Below are 15,724 nucleotides of genomic sequence, written 5' to 3' on the forward strand. Positions count from 1 at the left end.
ATTAGCCACAAAGCACGATATGTCTTTGTGGCTCTTTTGCAAGAAAACTATAAACTTTTGGATGCGTTACCAAGCTGCTGAATTTAATTATCCAAGCGGATTATCGGTGATGGAGCATTAGCGGGAGTAGCTTGCTGCTGGCTGGGTTGTTGCATTAATTGTCTTTGTCGCGCACGAAACGCCTCTGCTGCCGAATTGATATTCTGATTTTGCTCATTCGCGTATTCGTAAGGATCGCGCATGGTTCCCATTTGAGCGCGGTGAATGAGGTCAAACATACCAAAAGAGTCATTCGTATTCTGACTAGAAAACGGATCGTTGTTGCGTTCTCTTCTAAAAATCTCTTGGGGATCTGCACTATTCGTGACTTGAGCCAAGCTTGCACTAGGTAGAAGAAAAGTTGTTATCACTCCAGCGGCTGTACCTAAAAGGATTTGAGTAAGCAAGATGCGGGGTAGTTTCATAATGTTGATCGGGTAAATACTGTTTTGATGCTTATATCTTACGCAAGTGACTTACGTAATAGTGGTTGAATGCTAAGTAAGGCAACAAGGCTAAAACCAAATAATACTAGCAACGCTCCACCAAAAGTAATTGTTCCCCAAGGTGCTTGCATAACAATACTACTCAAGTTCCAATCGCTGTGAGTATAAAGATAGCGAATCGGTTCGATCGCATAACTCAAAGGATTCAGCGTTGCCACAACTTGCAACCACTTAGGCATAAAAGACAGGGGCGCTAACGCCGTACTTGCAAAAAGTAAAGGCAAGTTTGTTACGAAAATAACAGCGATTAATTCAATATGACCAGGTAACGCAAAAGCCAAGCCTAAGCTTAATGCAGTAACGCCTAAAGCCAGTAAAAAGACAACTAAGGTAATCACACCCAATCCTGTAATATCAGGTAGCCCAGCCCCTAGAAACGCTGCTGCGGCAACAATGACAGCCGCTTGCAGTAAACTTTGAGTAATAATAAAAATTGCTGAAGCTAAAACAATCGAGAATCGAGACGCCAGAGGTGCGACGAGCAAGCGATTGAGAAAGCCAAACTCGCGGTCAAACATCACTGGTAATCCGGCATTGAGCGCACCCGCAAAAGCAGTAAAAACAATCACACCAGCACCTAGAAATTGCGCATAACTTTGACTATTGCCAAACAATCCTTGCGGTGCGTTTTGAAACAGTGCGCCAAATAAGATAAGCCACATCACTGGCTGAATAATACCAGCAATTAACGTTGAGGGACGTCGCTGTAACTGAATAAACAGCCGACGTGTTAGCGCTAATGTCTCCTGAACTAATTCATTCAAGATCGAGGTAGCACCAGTATCAATTTGCGGTGATGCTACTTGCTGCCAGTCGATTTCAGATTTTGGAGGTGTAACAGTACGACTCATAATAATTTTAGATTTAGGATTATGAAGAAGGATTTAGGGATCGGGGATCAGAGGTCAGAGGTCGGAGAAAAAGTACGCGATCGCCGTTTAGCTTTAAGCTCCAAGATATATTCATCATTTTCTTAAAATCTACCCTGACCCCTGACCTCTGACCTCTGTTTTCATCGCATATTCTGCTTGCGTTCTGCCTTGAGATCGCGGCTTCCTGCTGCGGCAAGTTCAGCATCCATTAATGTTCTTCCCGTCGCAGCTAGGTACACATCATCTAAGCTAGGGCGCGACTGGGCAATACCAAAAATGGGTAAACCTGCGGAGTTGAGCGATTGCTGAACAGCGCTTAAGGCATTATTTTGTGGCGTAACGACTAAATTGAGCGAATTGCCTTGAGCGCTATTGATAATTACTTCTTGCACAAAAGGTAAGTTTTCGAGCAAGTTCTTTGCTTTACTCGCTTCTTCTTCTGGAGAAAACTCGCGAATGCGGAGCGTAATGCGATCGCCGCCGACGCGATCTTTTAATTCTGAAGGAGTTCCTACCGCAATCACCTTACCGCGATCAATAATTGCAACGCGGTCTGCTAAAGCGTCAATTTCTTCCAAATAATGACTTGTAATTAATACTGTTGTCCCTGCTTCCCGAATGCGGCGCAAGAAATTCCAAACGATAAACCGACTTTCGATATCAAGTCCTGCTGTAGGTTCATCTAAAACTAGGACATCTGGGGCATGAAGTAATCCCGCAGCAAGGTCTAAACGCTTGCGAATGCCTCCTGAATACGTTCCTGTGCGCTTGTCCGCCCATTCTTCTAAACCTAGTAGATTAATGACAGTCTCAATTCTTTCTTTGGCGGCTGCCTTGGGCAGATGATACAGCGCTGCTTGTAGTTGCAATAATTCGCGTCCGGTAAGTATTTTATCTAGTGCGACTTCCTGAGCGACATAACCTAATTTTTTTCTAGCTTCTCTAGGAGAGTCTACAACTGAGATTCCTGATACAGCAATGTGCCCTGCATCAGGTTTAGCAAGCGTACATAAAATGCGTAGCGTTGTTGTTTTTCCTGCGCCATTGGGACCTAAGATTCCAAAGATTTCTCCTGGTTCAACTTGAAAGGAGATATCTTTAACAGCTTCGGTTGAGCCGTAGCGTTTCTTTAAATTTTCGATTAAAACCGCAGGAGCCATAAGTTATATCTCTGCTGGAAAAAAGATACAATTCTATACAATCCTCATTTCTATTTTAAGCCCTGATTGCGGTTGAGATCGCGATTGTTATAAATTCAAAAATTCAAGGTGGGCTTTTGCCCACCTTTTGATTATTGTCCGCTAAATGCCATAACAGCAGTCGTGACTTGATGCGTAATTGGCAAGCTATCGATCACCATGCCCGCACAAAGTAGCATCATATAAAGAATCGAGTAGAGAAACAGCGATCGCGCTTGTTGTTGGTTGCTCGGATCGTGGAGTAATGCCCAAGCTTTTTTAATAAAGATACTCCCCAATACCAAGGCGATACCGGCGTAGACAATCCCTGATACGTGCAACGGATAAACAAGGAGTAGCGTAGTAGGAATCAATATCAGCGTATATAACCAAATTTGCCGAGTTGTTGCTGTATCGCCCGCAATTACAGGTAACATAGGCACTCCAACTTTGGCATAGTCATCGCGGATCATGAGTGCTAGCGCCCAAAAATGTGGTGGAGTCCACAGAAATACGATCGCAAAGATTACCCAAGCAGGTAAACCTAATGAATCCGTAACCGCTGCCCAGCCGACTAGCGCGGGAATGGCTCCTGCGGCACCACCAATCACGATATTTTGTGTCGTATGGCGTTTGAGTAAGTGGGTATAAATGCCGACATAGAAAACAATGCCTGACATTGCTAACAATGCGCTGAGCAAGTTGGCAAATACGGCAAGTAAGGTAAAAGAAATCACTGCTAGTGCGATCGCAAAAATCAGTGCATCGCGTGGTTGGACTCGTCCTGATGGTAGAGGACGATGGCGAGTGCGCTCCATGTCATAATCGATGTCACGATCGTAGATGCAGTTAATTGTTTGTGCTGCGCCAGCTGCGAAAGTTCCACCGCTTAAGGTTGCCACGAGCAATACAGGGTCTACTTTTCCCTGCGATGCAATCCACATACTCGCAGCCGTTGTAATGAGTAAAAGTGGAATAATTCTTGGCTTCGTTAGCTGGTAATAGCTTTGAATCACTTGAAAAAAGTTTTGATGATGGCGCGAGACACTCGTCTCAATCATATTTGCACCAGTTCCTTACTGTTGAAACAACACACAGCCAACGAGCAAGCAAATTTTGCACAGGCAGAAATTGCCTTTGTTAACAAAATTGCTGTTTGCGCTTCTGTTGGCTGCAATTTTATAAATTTGATGGTTCAGTCGTGGGGATGGCAATACTGCTTGTTGCGCGATCGCGTAAGCCCAGTACGGTAAAAACAACGAGCGATCCCAGCAAAACAGCACCGACAACTTGGTGCGCTACTGTGAGTGGCTCGACTTGCAGGTGCAAGCGGAAGGTCGCTATCCCTAATAAGATTTGTAAAAAGAGCAAGCCACCTGCCATATTAGCAAGTTGCCGTAAAGCTGGATGCAATGCCGGAGTTCGCCACGCGAAAAAGACAACCGCAATAATTGCTAGTGTGGACGGAATAACACCACCGATATGACTATACATGACGCTACATAAGGCGTTACCCGCAAAACACTGATGCAGCGCCCAGCGCGATGCGACTAATGCGCCCATCAAGCTTTGTAGATAAACGGCAATTGCAGCAATCAAACCTATCCAAGGCAAGTTTCCTGCTGTACCAGTACCTTGATAGCGAACGAGTGTGCTGCCGATCGCCAGTAGCGTGATAAAAAACAACAGTGCCGTACCTAAGTGCGCTGTGACAATATCAAATCGCAATAGTTCGGTGACAGTTAGTCCGCCGAGAACGCCTTGGAAGACAACTAAACCAAGTGCAAACGTTGCTGCCCAAGGAAGCCACTGCGGTAATACACGACGGTTCCACCACGACAAACTCGCGAGGGCGATCGCACCCAAACCTACCATGGCTGCGTCCAAACGATGAAACCACTCCAGAAAAACTTGGAAATTCATTTGTTTTGTCGGGACAAGCTCGCCGTAGCACAAAGGCCAATCGGGACAAGCAAGCCCAGCATTCATTACGCGGGTGGCACTACCGATTGCCATCAAAATTAAGGTCGCGATCGCAATTTTCCATACGAGCCGCCGGATTCGTTCTTTTGGCTGCGACTGCTCACCACCCGTTACAGTTTGTTGATGCAGGACGGATTCGGTCATGAACGATACCTTCTGCCTGATTGAAAGCTATTAAAGTTAACGTTTTTGTGATTATCTGCTCATTTCCACGCTAGCGCATTACCGACAGAAAATGAGCTACATTGAGCTTTGACTGTGATTGATGATTATCCTATGTCGTATAAAAATTGCAATTGACAACTTGTTAAAGTTTGCTTATGTCAATGACGTCAATAAGTAACACAATTTACATTGCTTAACATCTGCCACAGGTCATACTAGAGAAAGATGCTTGGGAAACCTTATTAAGCGATCCCAAAGAAATTAGTAAAAAAAACGTTTTTTGGCTCGACGGTAGTTTGTCCCTACACTACCGTGGTAGATAAGCAGAGCTAACAATAGAAGTAAAGTCACTAAATAGCTAAACCGTGAACATTCCATCCTCGATCTGGACCTTACTCGTTGGTATAGTCGTTACCACAGTCAGCCTTTGGTACGGTCAGAATCATGGTCTATTGCCAACCCCAGCATCAGACGAAGCTGAGTTAGTAGATGGGCTATTCAATGCGATGTTGACCATCTCCACAGGTTTGTTTCTCATTGTGGAAGGTGCCTTAATCTACTCTGCGATTCGCTATCGTCGTCGTCCTGGTGACGATTCTGATGGACCACCAGTGTTCGGCAATATTCCACTAGAAATTTTATGGACGGCAGTACCGGCTATTATTGTTATTGGAATTGCAATTTACAGCTTTGATGTCTATAACTCGATTGGTGGGTTTAGTCCGCATGGCGTCCACGATGCCCCAATCGAAGAACAAGCAGTCAAAATGCCAGGAGCCGCGATCGCCGCAACGCTGAGTGATACACCGCCAAGCACAGATACTAACCTCAACCAGGAAAAATCTGATGCGGCAATGCAAGACCCAGCAACCGCAGCAGTTCGCAACGCTGACCAAATCCCCCAAAGAAGAAATGCACCAGGTGTTGGCGTTGTTTCTCCCACAATTGGTGCAAGCCCTGATAAAGAAGGAACGCCCCCAGCACTAACGGTTAACGTCACAGGATTGCAGTACGCGTGGATCTTCACCTATCCCGATACAGGAATTACAACAGGTGAATTACACGTTCCCGTAGGGCGCGAAGTTCAAATCAGCATGACAGCAAACGATGTGATTCATGCTTTTTGGGTACCAGAATTACGCCTAAAGCAAGATGCGATTCCTGGTAGACAGTCAGAAATTCGCTTTACACCAAAAATTGTAGGTGAGTATAAGCTAATCTGTGCTGAACTTTGCGGTCCATACCACGGTGCGATGAATACGCAATTTGTCATTGAGACACCAGAAGCATTTGAGCAATGGCAACAAGAGCAACAAGTCGCCAGTCTCGATTCGCAGCAGCTCGTTGCAGTTAATTCAGCAGATTTATCTCCCGCAGAATTTTTAGCTCCTTACGTTAGTGATTTGGGCATTCAGCCAGAAATGCTCCACCAAGTCCATCACACTCATCATTAAAGGTGTTAGGGGTTAAATATCATACCCCCTACTCCCTACTTTCTACTTCCTCTTTCGTCATGACACAAGCACAGCTACAAGAAAGCGCTAACATTTCTGCCCTAAGTGAGGAACCAGGGGTAAGAAAATGGCGCGATTACTTCAGCTTTAATACCGATCACAAAGTCATCGGCATTCAATACCTCGTCACAACGTTTATCTTTTACTGTATCGGTGGTGTTTTAGCTGACTTAGTACGAACCGAACTCAAAACACCAGAAACAGATTTTGTCAGTCCAGAAGTCTACAACAGCTTATTTACGCTCCACGCGACGATTATGATTTTCCTGTGGATCGTACCCGCAGGCGCTGGATTTGCGAATTATCTCATCCCCCTGATGATCGGGGCGAAGGATATGGCATTTCCACGCTTGAACGCGGTTGCCTTTTGGATGATTCCACCTGCTGGACTATTACTGATCAGCAGCTTATTGATTGGTGACGCCCCCGATGCGGGTTGGACGTCCTATCCACCGTTAAGTTTGGTAACGGGACAGGTAGGCGAAGCGATCTGGATTATGAGCGTCCTGTTGCTGGGAACCTCATCAATTCTGGGCGCAATTAACTTTCTAGTGACCATCTGGAAAATGCGCATCCCAGGAATGACGGTTAATCAAATGCCGTTGTTTTGTTGGTCAATGATTGCGACTTCCGCAATTACATTGCTTTCGACTCCTGTACTCGCCGGTGCGTTAATTCTGTTGGCATTCGATTTACTCGCAGGTACAACGTTTTTTAATCCAACTGGTGGCGGCGATCCAATTGTTTACCAGCATATGTTCTGGTTTTATTCGCACCCAGCGGTTTACATCATGATTTTGCCCTTCTTCGGGCTAATTTCCGAAGTTTTGCCTGTCCACGCGCGTAAACCAGTCTTTGGTTATCAAGCGATCGCTTATTCGAGTTTGGCAATTAGCTTCTTGGGCTTAATCGTCTGGGCGCACCATATGTTTACCAGTGGTATCCCTGGTTGGTTGCGGATGTTCTTTATGATCACAACGATGATCATCGCTGTACCCACAGGGATCAAAGTTTTTAGCTGGGTCGCTACGGTTTGGGGTGGCAAGTTACGCTTGAATAGTGCGATGCTCTTTGCCATGGGCTTTGTCGGAACGTTTGTAATCGGTGGAATTAGCGGCGTTATGTTAGCTGCTGTACCCTTTGATATTCACGTTCATGATACGTATTTTGTTGTAGCTCACCTGCACTACGTTCTTTTTGGCGGTAGTGTTTTAGGCATCTTTGCGGGTCTATACCACTGGTTTCCCAAAATGACAGGGCGAATGCTCAATGAGTTTTGGGGTAAAGTTCACTTTGCACTCACTATCGTGGGCTTAAATATGACCTTCTTGCCGATGCACAAGTTGGGCATGATGGGTATGAACCGCCGAATTGCGGTATACGATCCTAAATTTGAAACGCTCAATTTCATCTGCACGATGGGTTCTTATCTGCTTGCCGTTTCTACTTTTCCATTCATTATTAACGCGATTTGGAGTTGGATGTACGGTCCGAAAGCAGGTAACAACCCTTGGCAAGCACTCACCTTAGAGTGGATGACAACTTCACCACCAGCCATCGAGAATTTTGACAAACTACCTGTTCTAGCAACCGGACCTTATGATTACGGTATGAGTAACGGTGACGATGAAGAAGTGGAAAATGTACCCTTCTCAGATGAAAAAGAACCTGCTTTAGCAGCTGGTCCTAATTCAGCGTTACGTGCTGATCCCGATCCGAAGGTTGCTGCTAACCCAGAAGACCGTAAGTAACTCGATGAATTGTGAGGGATAATTATGAGTCGCTCACAATTCATTACCCGTACATTTGTTATTTAATGAAATCATGCAAAGTCAAACAATTGACCCAGCAAAAACAGCGCTTAACTATCACCACACTGAAGCCGCAGCGCATCACGAAGAACATCCAGACCATCGCATTACTGGACTCATTATGTTTCTAGTTGCTGAAGGAATGATTTTTTTCGGTATGTTTGGTGCTTACTTGGCTTTTCGCTCGGTGCTACCATCATGGCCACCAGAAGGAACACCAGACTTAGAACTGCTGCTACCTGGAGTCAATACTATAATTCTAATTTCCAGTAGTTTTGTGATTCACAATGCGGACACAGCAATTAAAAAAAATGACGTGTCTGGAATGCGTACGTGGTTAGCAATTACTGCGGCGATGGGCGCAATCTTCTTAGCCGGACAGCTTTACGAATACAGTAATTTGGAGTTTGGTCTCACGACCAATTTATTCGCTAGTGCGTTTTATGTTCTCACTGGCTTCCATGGATTGCACGTATTTATTGGACTCGTTGCAATTTTGGCAGTGTTGTGGCGATCGCGCGTTGCGGGTCACTATTCAAGTGAGAAACACTTTGGTGTAGAAGCAGCAGAAATCTATTGGCACTTTGTTGATGTTGTCTGGATTGTCCTATTTGGACTGCTGTACATCCTCTAAGTCATATTGGTAATCGTTTTTACTAGTCCCTAAGCACTTGCAAAACCCCTTTCTGGGGTTTTTTATTTGTCAATATGGATACTGTAGCGGTTAGCGATTTCTTCTGTTAGCTGTTAGCTTCATTAAAAGCCTTACAAGGTAACAGATTTACTCAATAGACTTGTTCTCACCTGAATGCGTCTTGCTATAACTGCTACTATACTGTGTAAACATCTTCTTCCGGCAGTCTATCAAACAAACTTTGTTCTTTCAGAATAATGTGATTGTTGCCATCAATGGCAATCTTCCCCTGTTCTTGCAGTTTTCCTAACAATCGCGTGATTGTGACTCTGGTTGTTGAACAAGCTTCGGCTAATTCTTGATGCGTGAACCGGACGCTTAAACGAGTTCCTTGAGGAGTTGGTTGCCCAACCTCGTGTTTTAGTAGCTGTAATAATTGCTCAAAACGATCTTTAACGCGTCTTTGCCCAAAAATAGCTAACAAAGCTTCGGTCTGCTGTAATCTTTGGTTGATTCGCGGTAAAACATTTGCAGCTAGCAACGGCGATGCGGCGAGTTCGCTAAAAGAATAACAGAGTAACTGAACTTGGGAAAGCGCGCTAGCTTGATACGTATGCAGCGAAGTTAGCTCGACTCCAAATGGCATTCCAGGTCCTGCTAAGCCAACGACTACCTCTTCCCCAGTTTCGCTCAAAGTGCTTAGTTTCACAATTCCTTGGTGGACTTGCCAAATCATTTGCGGTTTGAGTGGTATGAGTTCGCCCTTCAAATAAACAAACTTACGGCGATCGCCTGTTAAATCACTCACTTTTTCTTCGATTGGCTCTATCAAAGGCTGATCTTCAGCAGTTGGACTCCGGTGAATACATACTTGCATTCGGCTTTTCTTACCTTCGTTGTCTATTGCGATCGCGATTGTGAGTGCGACTTTTAATGGTTCGCTATTACGCGGGCAAAGATTCACTGTCCACTCGATTGATTCTTCTACCTGCTGCGGTTGCATCAACTTGCTATAAAGTGCTTGTCTGTCGTTTTCAACAACAAACATCAGAAATGATTTGCCGACTAAAAAGCGCTGCGATACGTTCAACAGTTTAGCCGCCGCCCGATTAGCTTCCTCGATCCTTCCCGATTTATCTGTAATGATGTAACCCTCAGAAGCAAAATCAAAGAGTTCTCGATAGCGTCGAAGCTGTAATTCTAGTGCTGTTCGTGTCGCTATCAATTCTTCATTCTTTCGTTGTAACTCATCTACCGTTACCTGTAACTCTTCAGAAATAATGCCCAGATTCGTTAGCGCGATCGGTAACATTTCTTTTGGAATTTCTGTTCCATTGTTCAATCGACACAAGCTTTCTATTTGTGTGTGGATTTGTTTAGCAAATTTATCTACATTCACGCGCTGCCTCCAACCGTGATGGTAATCTAGCTTGCAGGATAAATAATTTTTTGTGGCTTGACATTCTCCCAAGTGGAGATTTGTCGTTTGAAGTAGCGAAAGCGTTACAAAATTTAGAATAACTATTTTTCTCTCACATCTTGCACTTGGTGGTTGAAACCGCCGCCAGACAGACAAAACCCTTAGTTTCTCGTCAGTTTGCGCAGACAGACTTCGTTCTTATAGCCGCGAATTTTATTTGCTAAGGCTTGGTGCAAGATTTGAGTTTCTCGAAGGTGAGGTTACTAGTAAAGTGCGCATGTAAAAATACTCAAAATAATTTCTGTATTTTTGAGGAACGCACGCGACTAACACCAAAACCCTTCTTTAGGAAGATGATTTAAATCAGCATTTGATTTTTTGTGACCTAAGACTTCGCCTGAGTAAGATTATTTATCATCAATCGTAAATTTCTCAAAGATTGCTATTTTTTTCTTAAGTAACTAGCCCCAAAATTTCAAAAAAATATGTTCGTTCGTCGAGTAATGCTGACTTTATCGACTTAACTATATTTTATAGTAAAATCAATTTCGAGTTTATAAAATCTAGATGAATGATTGATTGTGAAAGTATAATCTTTACTTCTGATAATCAGCAGTTCCTACCATTTAAAATAGTGAATTATAGCGATTTTTTCAATCGTTATATTTTGCGTATAAGATTTGAGAACTAAAAGTTCACTCACTAAAGTATTCAGAGTAATATATAAATGTAGTATCTATAATTTTGTGTAGTTGACTATTATTATTTAGAGTAATTATTGTTTATATATAATATAGTTAATGAATCTTTTCTTATAATTCAGTCAAAAATATGAGCGAGTATAAAATTCATGATGAATACAGCTTGGCAGAAGCAGCTGACAGACTGGGAGAAAGAGCAATGGAACTAGGAATCATTTCTAGTTTTGTAGTGCGGCACTTCCCTGATAGCAGGCAATATTACATTCCCAATGAAAATGAATCCGAGCCACTTACTCCAGAAGAAGCTTATATGAAGTTGAAAAAACTCGTTGAATCAGCAGAAGCAGGAGCTTGAGTTGATTGCGACCCACACAAAACTGGTCTGTTGAGGAGTTTCGCAACTAGTTGTAGGTTTACTTCTGATTTTTTTCAGTGGCGAGGGCGTTTCTTTGACACTTTTAACACGGGTAGTGCTTGATGCGAGCTACTACTACTAGGTGGTAAGTAACGCGGTGTATTCACTGATTCTGTTGGATAAGGGCGCTGCTGTAACAACCACCAGCGTAAGCCAATCGCTATTCCTACAGTTACCAATCCAAACGCAAACAAAGACCAGCGATCGCCTAATCCACCAATAACAGCATCTACCGCTCCCATTGTCACCAATATACTGGGTAGCGGCTCTTTACGGTATGCAGACTTTATCAATTTCGGTATGGCTGCGTTCATCACAAATTAATACACTTGAGCTTAGCTATCATCTTAAGACCTACGTTTCTAAGATGGAGGTATCTTTATCTAATTTGCATCATTCCTGAAGATGGCAAAATTAATTTTTCTAAGGTTCACTGTCAAGTAGGTTTTGTTTCTACTAGTACTGATAACTTAGACGTAAGCGTCTTTTACTCTATTTTAGCCCAAGCCAAGCTAATACTCCTTTACCTGTCAAGTATTCAATGACAATAAGGAGTAAAAAGCCAATCATTGCTGCTCTACCGTTTAAACGTTCGGCGTATTCGTTAAATCCAAACTTGGGTTCCTCTAAATTGGGCGTTGTTGTTGGTTGTGGTTGAGTTGTCATTTGTGAAACCTCGTTCAGATAGATTGGCTAGGAGAGTTGATTCAGAAGTCAAATTAGATTGTACCCAAAATTACGTTTTCTTTACATTTCTTTACTGTATTGTACAGATAAAATTGACAAAAGTAGGCTCAAGGTATGGTTCGAGTGAGTGCTAGAAGCTCAATATGTCGCCACTGAAAGCGATCGCGCTTAAGCTAAAAACAGATGAGAAGATGATAACCAATGGAAATCGGTGTTCCCAAAGAAACAAAGGATCAAGAATTTCGCGTGGGCTTGAGTCCGAGTAGTGTGCGAGTCCTCAAAGAGAATGGTCATAAGATTTTTGTAGAATCCCAAGCTGGTGTCGGTGCGGGTTTTACCGATGAGGACTATCGTCAAGTGGGAGCAGAAATTGTTTCTACACAAGAGGCTTGGAATCGGGAACTCGTTGTGAAAGTCAAAGAACCCCTTCAGCCAGAATATCGGTTTCTCCAAAAAGGGCAATTATTATTTACCTATTTGCATCTAGCCGCCGATCGCGCTTTAACCGAGCATTTAATTGATTGTGGCGTGACGGCGATCGCGTATGAAACGGTAGAAGTAACAAATAGCACAAACAAGCTACCACTGCTCACACCGATGAGTATTATTGCTGGGCGCTTATCAGTACAATTTGGCGCGCGGTTTCTAGAACGTCAACAAGGAGGGCGCGGGGTTTTGTTAGGCGGCGTTCCTGGTGTTCGACCTGCGCATGTTGTCATTTTAGGTGGTGGCGTTGTTGGTACTGAAGCGGCGCGAATTGCTGTCGGAATGGGTGCGACTGTCCAAATTTTAGATGTGAACGTAGAGCGGTTATCTTACCTAGAAACAATCTTTGGCTCTAGAGTCGAGTTGCTTTATAGTAATTCTGCGCAAATTGACGCTGTTGTTCCCGATGCGGATTTACTCATTGGTGCGGTCTTAGTTCCAGGGAGACGCGCGCCGATTCTAGTAAATCGCGAGTTAGTCGGGCGGATGGGTCCAGGATCGGTGATTGTTGATGTAGCGGTTGACCAAGGTGGTTGTATCGAGACGTTACGCGCGACAAGTCACACTAAGCCTACGTATGTGGAAGCAGGAGTCGTTCATTACGGTGTCCCCAATATGCCTGGGGCTGTACCATGGACGGCAACGCAAGCTTTAAATAATAGTACCTTACCTTATGTTGTGCAATTGGCGAATTTAGGAATGCAAGCCGTGAAAACAAATCCGGCTTTAGCGGCGGGTGTAAACGTTCAAAATCATCGCCTCGTTCATCCTGCGGTACAAGAAGTGTTTCCTGACCTTGTTCCATAGCAAAAAGGCGAACCAATGTCAAGTGCGCTAGCCTAGAGATAGCCAGTGACTTCTATGCTGTGTCACTGCATTCTAGAGGTTAGATTATGGCTCACCTAAATCAGCGTCGCCCGCAAAACGTGAGTGGAGACTTTTACGTTGATAACACGTGTATCGATTGCGATACTTGTCGTTGGATGACTCCAGAGGTATTTCGTCGTATTGGAGGACAGTCAGCAGTTTACCATCAGCCAGACAATGACATCGAGCGACTGCGATCGCTACAAGCACTCTTAGCGTGTCCCACAAGTTCGATTGGAACAGTAGAGAAGCCCCACGATATTAAACAAGCGCAGCAAAGTTTTCCGATTCGAGTTGCGGAGAATGTATACCACTGCGGCTATCATGCAGAAAACTCTTATGGCGCAGCAAGTTACTTGATTGTCCGTCCCGAAGGTAATGTGATGGTCGATTCACCTCGGTTTACACCACCGTTGGTAAAGCAAATCGAGAAATTAGGAGGAATTCGCTATTTGTACCTAACGCATAAAGATGATGTCGCCGATCATCAGAAGTACCACGAGCATTTAGAATGCGATCGCATTTTGCATCATGATGATGTCACCTCGAATACTCGCAGTGTAGAAATTCAACTAACAGGTTCAGAACCATTTCAACTCGCCTCAGACTTACTCATCATTCCTGTACCTGGACATACGAGAGGTCATACAGTTTTGCTCCACAAACAGTTCCTCTTTACTGGAGATCACCTAGCTTGGTCAGATAATCGTCATTCGCTCGTTGCTTGGCGCGATGTCTGCTGGTATTCTTGGTCAGAACAAATTCAATCGATGCGGAAGTTGACGAAATACGCTTTTGAGTGGGTATTACCAGGTCACGGACGCAAACACCACGCCGATGCTGATAAGATGCAATATTTATTACACCAGTGTATTGCCGAAATGGAAGCAGCCTGAAGGCAACACTTGCGAGAGAACAAAGGTGTAATGTACTATTAGAGAAGTTATCAAAAATCAAAATTTTGACTCGATGAGCGAAGCGCGATCGCTATTGAGAAAAATTTGAATGTATGTTCTTAAGTTCAAAAAATTTTACTTTAATTCATATTACTGGTTTATCTAGGGTAGTTCTGTATACAGTAGAGCCTGTGCCTATTGCAAATAAGTGTCACAGCTAGGTAACTCCTATTAGGTATTTTGGGCTTGGAAGCGTTGAATTTAATACTTCTGTTTGTGCTTATACCATTTCACTAAATAAGAACTACAGTTAATTTCTCCCTCTGCCCACGCCAGTTTGACGCCACTTCTCTCAACGGGGGAACCCCCGCACGAGAGTGGCTCCTCAACGGAGGACACCTCCGCACGCAACTGGCTCCTCTACTTCCTCTGCTACCCATTTGTAGCAAATTTAAAGTGAAACGGTATTACTGCGTGCGAACGTGGGTAATATTGCAACAGTTCTTTGTATAAGCGGTGCTTAAAGCAATGAAAGCATATTGCCTTCAAGTCTTCTTGAGTTTTGTTGTTTAGCTCTCAATAAACGACACAGATCTTGCTAAATATAAATCTTGAAACATTTTATGACTGAATCGTTGTGGAGTAGCAAACGCTCATTTAATCTTCCCGAAGGAACGTACTTAATCATATTAGCTGCGGCAATTTATGGTTTAACCATCGTGCTAACGAAAGGTGCTTTAGAACAAATACCACCATTTACTTTGCTATGCATTCAAACAGCTTCAAGTGTGATTTTCTTCTGGACAATCGTTATCTTCCAAGGTATTCAAGTTCCTTTGCGTTGGACGACACTCAAATTGAGCTTAGCAGGGCTACTTGAACCTGGGTTATCATACATTTTCGGGATGTTTGGGCTAGCGCTGACAACAGCTAGTAATGCAACGTTCATCAGTACAACGGAACCAGCGATCACAATGGCGCTATCGTGGTTGATTCTGCGCGAACACTTCAATCTTGCTTTTGTTGGATTAGGATTGTTAGCCTGTGTTGGGGTTTCTTTTATTGTGACTCCTGATGGAACTTCAATTACCTCAGGTTCAATTTGGGGAGATCTTCTTGTCTGTCTCAGTGTTTTGTTTGCTTCACTTTATGCAATCACAGCAGCGCGTTCAGTCCAACGCTTACATCCAGTAGTCTTAGCCGCAATTCAACAATCTGTCGCACTTATTCTGTTTATCATGATGCTTGTTGGCGCATTGTGGTTAGGTTTTGAGTCTTTTGAATTTACACCTGCTATGTGGGGAAATTTAGTGATTGCGATCGCCTCAGGCGCATTTGGCTATGGATTAGCGTTTCTCCTTTACCTGGCTGCGGTACGCTATCTTCCCGCCAGTAGACTGTCACTTTACCTGACACTAACTCCTGTGTTCGGTGCGATCGGCGCTTACTTCATATTAGGAGAGCGACTTTTAGTTTCACAAGGCTTCGGAGGTAGCTTGATTATCCTTGCAGTCATCGGTATTTCGTGTTTACCGCATTCCAAGTAGTTG

General features: G+C 43.8%; 15 protein-coding genes. 7 read left to right on the plus strand and 8 right to left on the minus strand.

What is annotated here, in order from left to right; all coding sequences use genetic code 11:
- Positions 1–83: 83 nt before the first annotated feature.
- The 5 genes from GLO7428_RS21825 to GLO7428_RS21845 form a co-directional block, all read right to left on the minus strand.
- Entirely contained in the window at positions 84–464 is a 381-nt protein-coding gene (locus tag GLO7428_RS21825) for a hypothetical protein (RefSeq protein WP_015190754.1), read from the minus strand.
- 38 nt (positions 465–502) lie between these two features.
- The gene (locus GLO7428_RS21830; RefSeq protein ID WP_015190755.1) at positions 503–1,396 is read right to left on the minus strand and encodes an ABC transporter permease; all 894 of its coding nucleotides are present in this window, start codon (positions 1,394–1,396) and stop codon (positions 503–505) included.
- A 161-nt stretch (positions 1,397–1,557) separates the two neighbouring features.
- Positions 1,558–2,577 (minus strand): daunorubicin resistance protein DrrA family ABC transporter ATP-binding protein, encoded by a 1,020-nt coding sequence (locus GLO7428_RS21835; RefSeq protein WP_015190756.1) that lies wholly within the window; start codon positions 2,575–2,577, stop codon positions 1,558–1,560.
- 131 nt (positions 2,578–2,708) lie between these two features.
- A complete protein-coding gene (locus GLO7428_RS21840) occupies positions 2,709–3,656 on the minus strand; it encodes a heme o synthase (RefSeq protein ID WP_015190757.1) in 948 nt (315 codons plus the stop codon).
- Between the two features lie 118 nt (positions 3,657–3,774).
- A complete protein-coding gene (locus GLO7428_RS21845; protein ID WP_015190758.1) occupies positions 3,775–4,722 on the minus strand; it encodes a heme A synthase in 948 nt (315 codons plus the stop codon).
- 386 nt (positions 4,723–5,108) lie between these two features.
- Here GLO7428_RS21845 and GLO7428_RS21850 point away from each other — a divergent pair, with 386 nt between their 5' ends.
- The 3 genes from GLO7428_RS21850 (at position 5,109) to GLO7428_RS21860 (ending at position 8,702) form a co-directional block, all read left to right on the plus strand.
- Positions 5,109–6,197 carry a cytochrome c oxidase subunit II gene (locus GLO7428_RS21850; protein WP_015190759.1) on the plus strand — a complete coding sequence of 363 codons (1,089 nt, stop codon included), beginning with the start codon at positions 5,109–5,111 and terminating at the stop codon, positions 6,195–6,197.
- Positions 6,198–6,256: 59 nt separating this feature from the next.
- Positions 6,257–8,008, plus strand: coding sequence for a cytochrome c oxidase subunit I (gene ctaD / locus GLO7428_RS21855; protein ID WP_015190760.1), 1,752 nt, complete (start codon positions 6,257–6,259; stop codon positions 8,006–8,008).
- 73 nt (positions 8,009–8,081) lie between these two features.
- Entirely contained in the window at positions 8,082–8,702 is a 621-nt protein-coding gene (locus GLO7428_RS21860) for a heme-copper oxidase subunit III (protein ID WP_015190761.1), read from the plus strand.
- A 196-nt stretch (positions 8,703–8,898) separates the two neighbouring features.
- On the opposite strand, the gene GLO7428_RS21865 is transcribed toward GLO7428_RS21860, so the two are convergent.
- Positions 8,899–10,101, minus strand: a complete 1,203-nt coding sequence (locus GLO7428_RS21865) for a helix-turn-helix domain-containing protein (protein ID WP_015190762.1) — start codon at positions 10,099–10,101, stop codon at positions 8,899–8,901.
- A gap of 852 nt (positions 10,102–10,953) precedes the next feature.
- On the opposite strand from GLO7428_RS21865, the gene GLO7428_RS21870 reads away from it, so the two are divergent.
- Positions 10,954–11,178: a hypothetical protein gene (locus GLO7428_RS21870; protein WP_015190763.1), complete on the plus strand. Its 225-nt coding sequence runs from the start codon at positions 10,954–10,956 to the stop codon at positions 11,176–11,178.
- Between the two features lie 74 nt (positions 11,179–11,252).
- Here GLO7428_RS21870 and GLO7428_RS21875 read toward each other — a convergent pair whose 3' ends face one another.
- Together GLO7428_RS21875 and GLO7428_RS28050 are read right to left on the minus strand one after the other, a co-directional pair.
- Complete coding sequence (locus GLO7428_RS21875) at positions 11,253–11,552, minus strand: hypothetical protein (protein ID WP_015190764.1); 300 nt, start codon at positions 11,550–11,552, stop codon at positions 11,253–11,255.
- Positions 11,553–11,730: 178 nt separating this feature from the next.
- The gene (locus GLO7428_RS28050; protein ID WP_015190765.1) at positions 11,731–11,904 is read right to left on the minus strand and encodes a chlorophyll a/b-binding protein; all 174 of its coding nucleotides are present in this window, start codon (positions 11,902–11,904) and stop codon (positions 11,731–11,733) included.
- A 222-nt stretch (positions 11,905–12,126) separates the two neighbouring features.
- On the opposite strand from GLO7428_RS28050, the gene ald reads away from it, so the two are divergent.
- The 3 genes from ald (at position 12,127) to GLO7428_RS21895 (ending at position 15,721) form a co-directional block, all read left to right on the plus strand.
- Entirely contained in the window at positions 12,127–13,218 is a 1,092-nt protein-coding gene (gene ald / locus GLO7428_RS21885) for an alanine dehydrogenase (protein WP_015190766.1), read from the plus strand.
- An 86-nt stretch (positions 13,219–13,304) separates the two neighbouring features.
- Entirely contained in the window at positions 13,305–14,174 is an 870-nt protein-coding gene (locus tag GLO7428_RS21890) for an MBL fold metallo-hydrolase (protein ID WP_015190767.1), read from the plus strand.
- Positions 14,175–14,797: 623 nt separating this feature from the next.
- The gene (locus tag GLO7428_RS21895; protein ID WP_015190768.1) at positions 14,798–15,721 is read left to right on the plus strand and encodes a DMT family transporter; all 924 of its coding nucleotides are present in this window, start codon (positions 14,798–14,800) and stop codon (positions 15,719–15,721) included.
- Positions 15,722–15,724 lie beyond the last annotated feature (3 nt).

This window comes from Gloeocapsa sp. PCC 7428 (genome assembly GCF_000317555.1).
In the GTDB taxonomy this organism is placed as follows: domain Bacteria; phylum Cyanobacteriota; class Cyanobacteriia; order Cyanobacteriales; family Chroococcidiopsidaceae; genus Chroogloeocystis.

Bases quoted from the DNA above. Each gene is read 5' to 3' on its own strand.
- GLO7428_RS21825 (WP_015190754.1), bottom strand. From the start codon at position 464: ATGAAACTACCCCGCATCTTGCTTACTCAAATCCTTTTAGGTACAGCC.
- GLO7428_RS21830 (WP_015190755.1), bottom strand. From the start codon at position 1,396: ATGAGTCGTACTGTTACACCTCCAAAATCTGAAATCGACTGGCAGCAA.
- GLO7428_RS21835 (WP_015190756.1), bottom strand. From the start codon at position 2,577: ATGGCTCCTGCGGTTTTAATCGAAAATTTAAAGAAACGCTACGGCTCA.
- GLO7428_RS21840 (WP_015190757.1), bottom strand. From the start codon at position 3,656: ATGATTGAGACGAGTGTCTCGCGCCATCATCAAAACTTTTTTCAAGTG.
- GLO7428_RS21845 (WP_015190758.1), bottom strand. From the start codon at position 4,722: ATGACCGAATCCGTCCTGCATCAACAAACTGTAACGGGTGGTGAGCAG.
- ctaD (WP_015190760.1), top strand. From the start codon at position 6,257: ATGACACAAGCACAGCTACAAGAAAGCGCTAACATTTCTGCCCTAAGT.
- GLO7428_RS21860 (WP_015190761.1), top strand. From the start codon at position 8,082: ATGCAAAGTCAAACAATTGACCCAGCAAAAACAGCGCTTAACTATCAC.
- GLO7428_RS21870 (WP_015190763.1), top strand. From the start codon at position 10,954: ATGAGCGAGTATAAAATTCATGATGAATACAGCTTGGCAGAAGCAGCT.
- GLO7428_RS21875 (WP_015190764.1), bottom strand. From the start codon at position 11,552: ATGAACGCAGCCATACCGAAATTGATAAAGTCTGCATACCGTAAAGAG.
- GLO7428_RS28050 (WP_015190765.1), bottom strand. From the start codon at position 11,904: ATGACAACTCAACCACAACCAACAACAACGCCCAATTTAGAGGAACCC.
- ald (WP_015190766.1), top strand. From the start codon at position 12,127: ATGGAAATCGGTGTTCCCAAAGAAACAAAGGATCAAGAATTTCGCGTG.
- GLO7428_RS21890 (WP_015190767.1), top strand. From the start codon at position 13,305: ATGGCTCACCTAAATCAGCGTCGCCCGCAAAACGTGAGTGGAGACTTT.
- GLO7428_RS21895 (WP_015190768.1), top strand. From the start codon at position 14,798: ATGACTGAATCGTTGTGGAGTAGCAAACGCTCATTTAATCTTCCCGAA.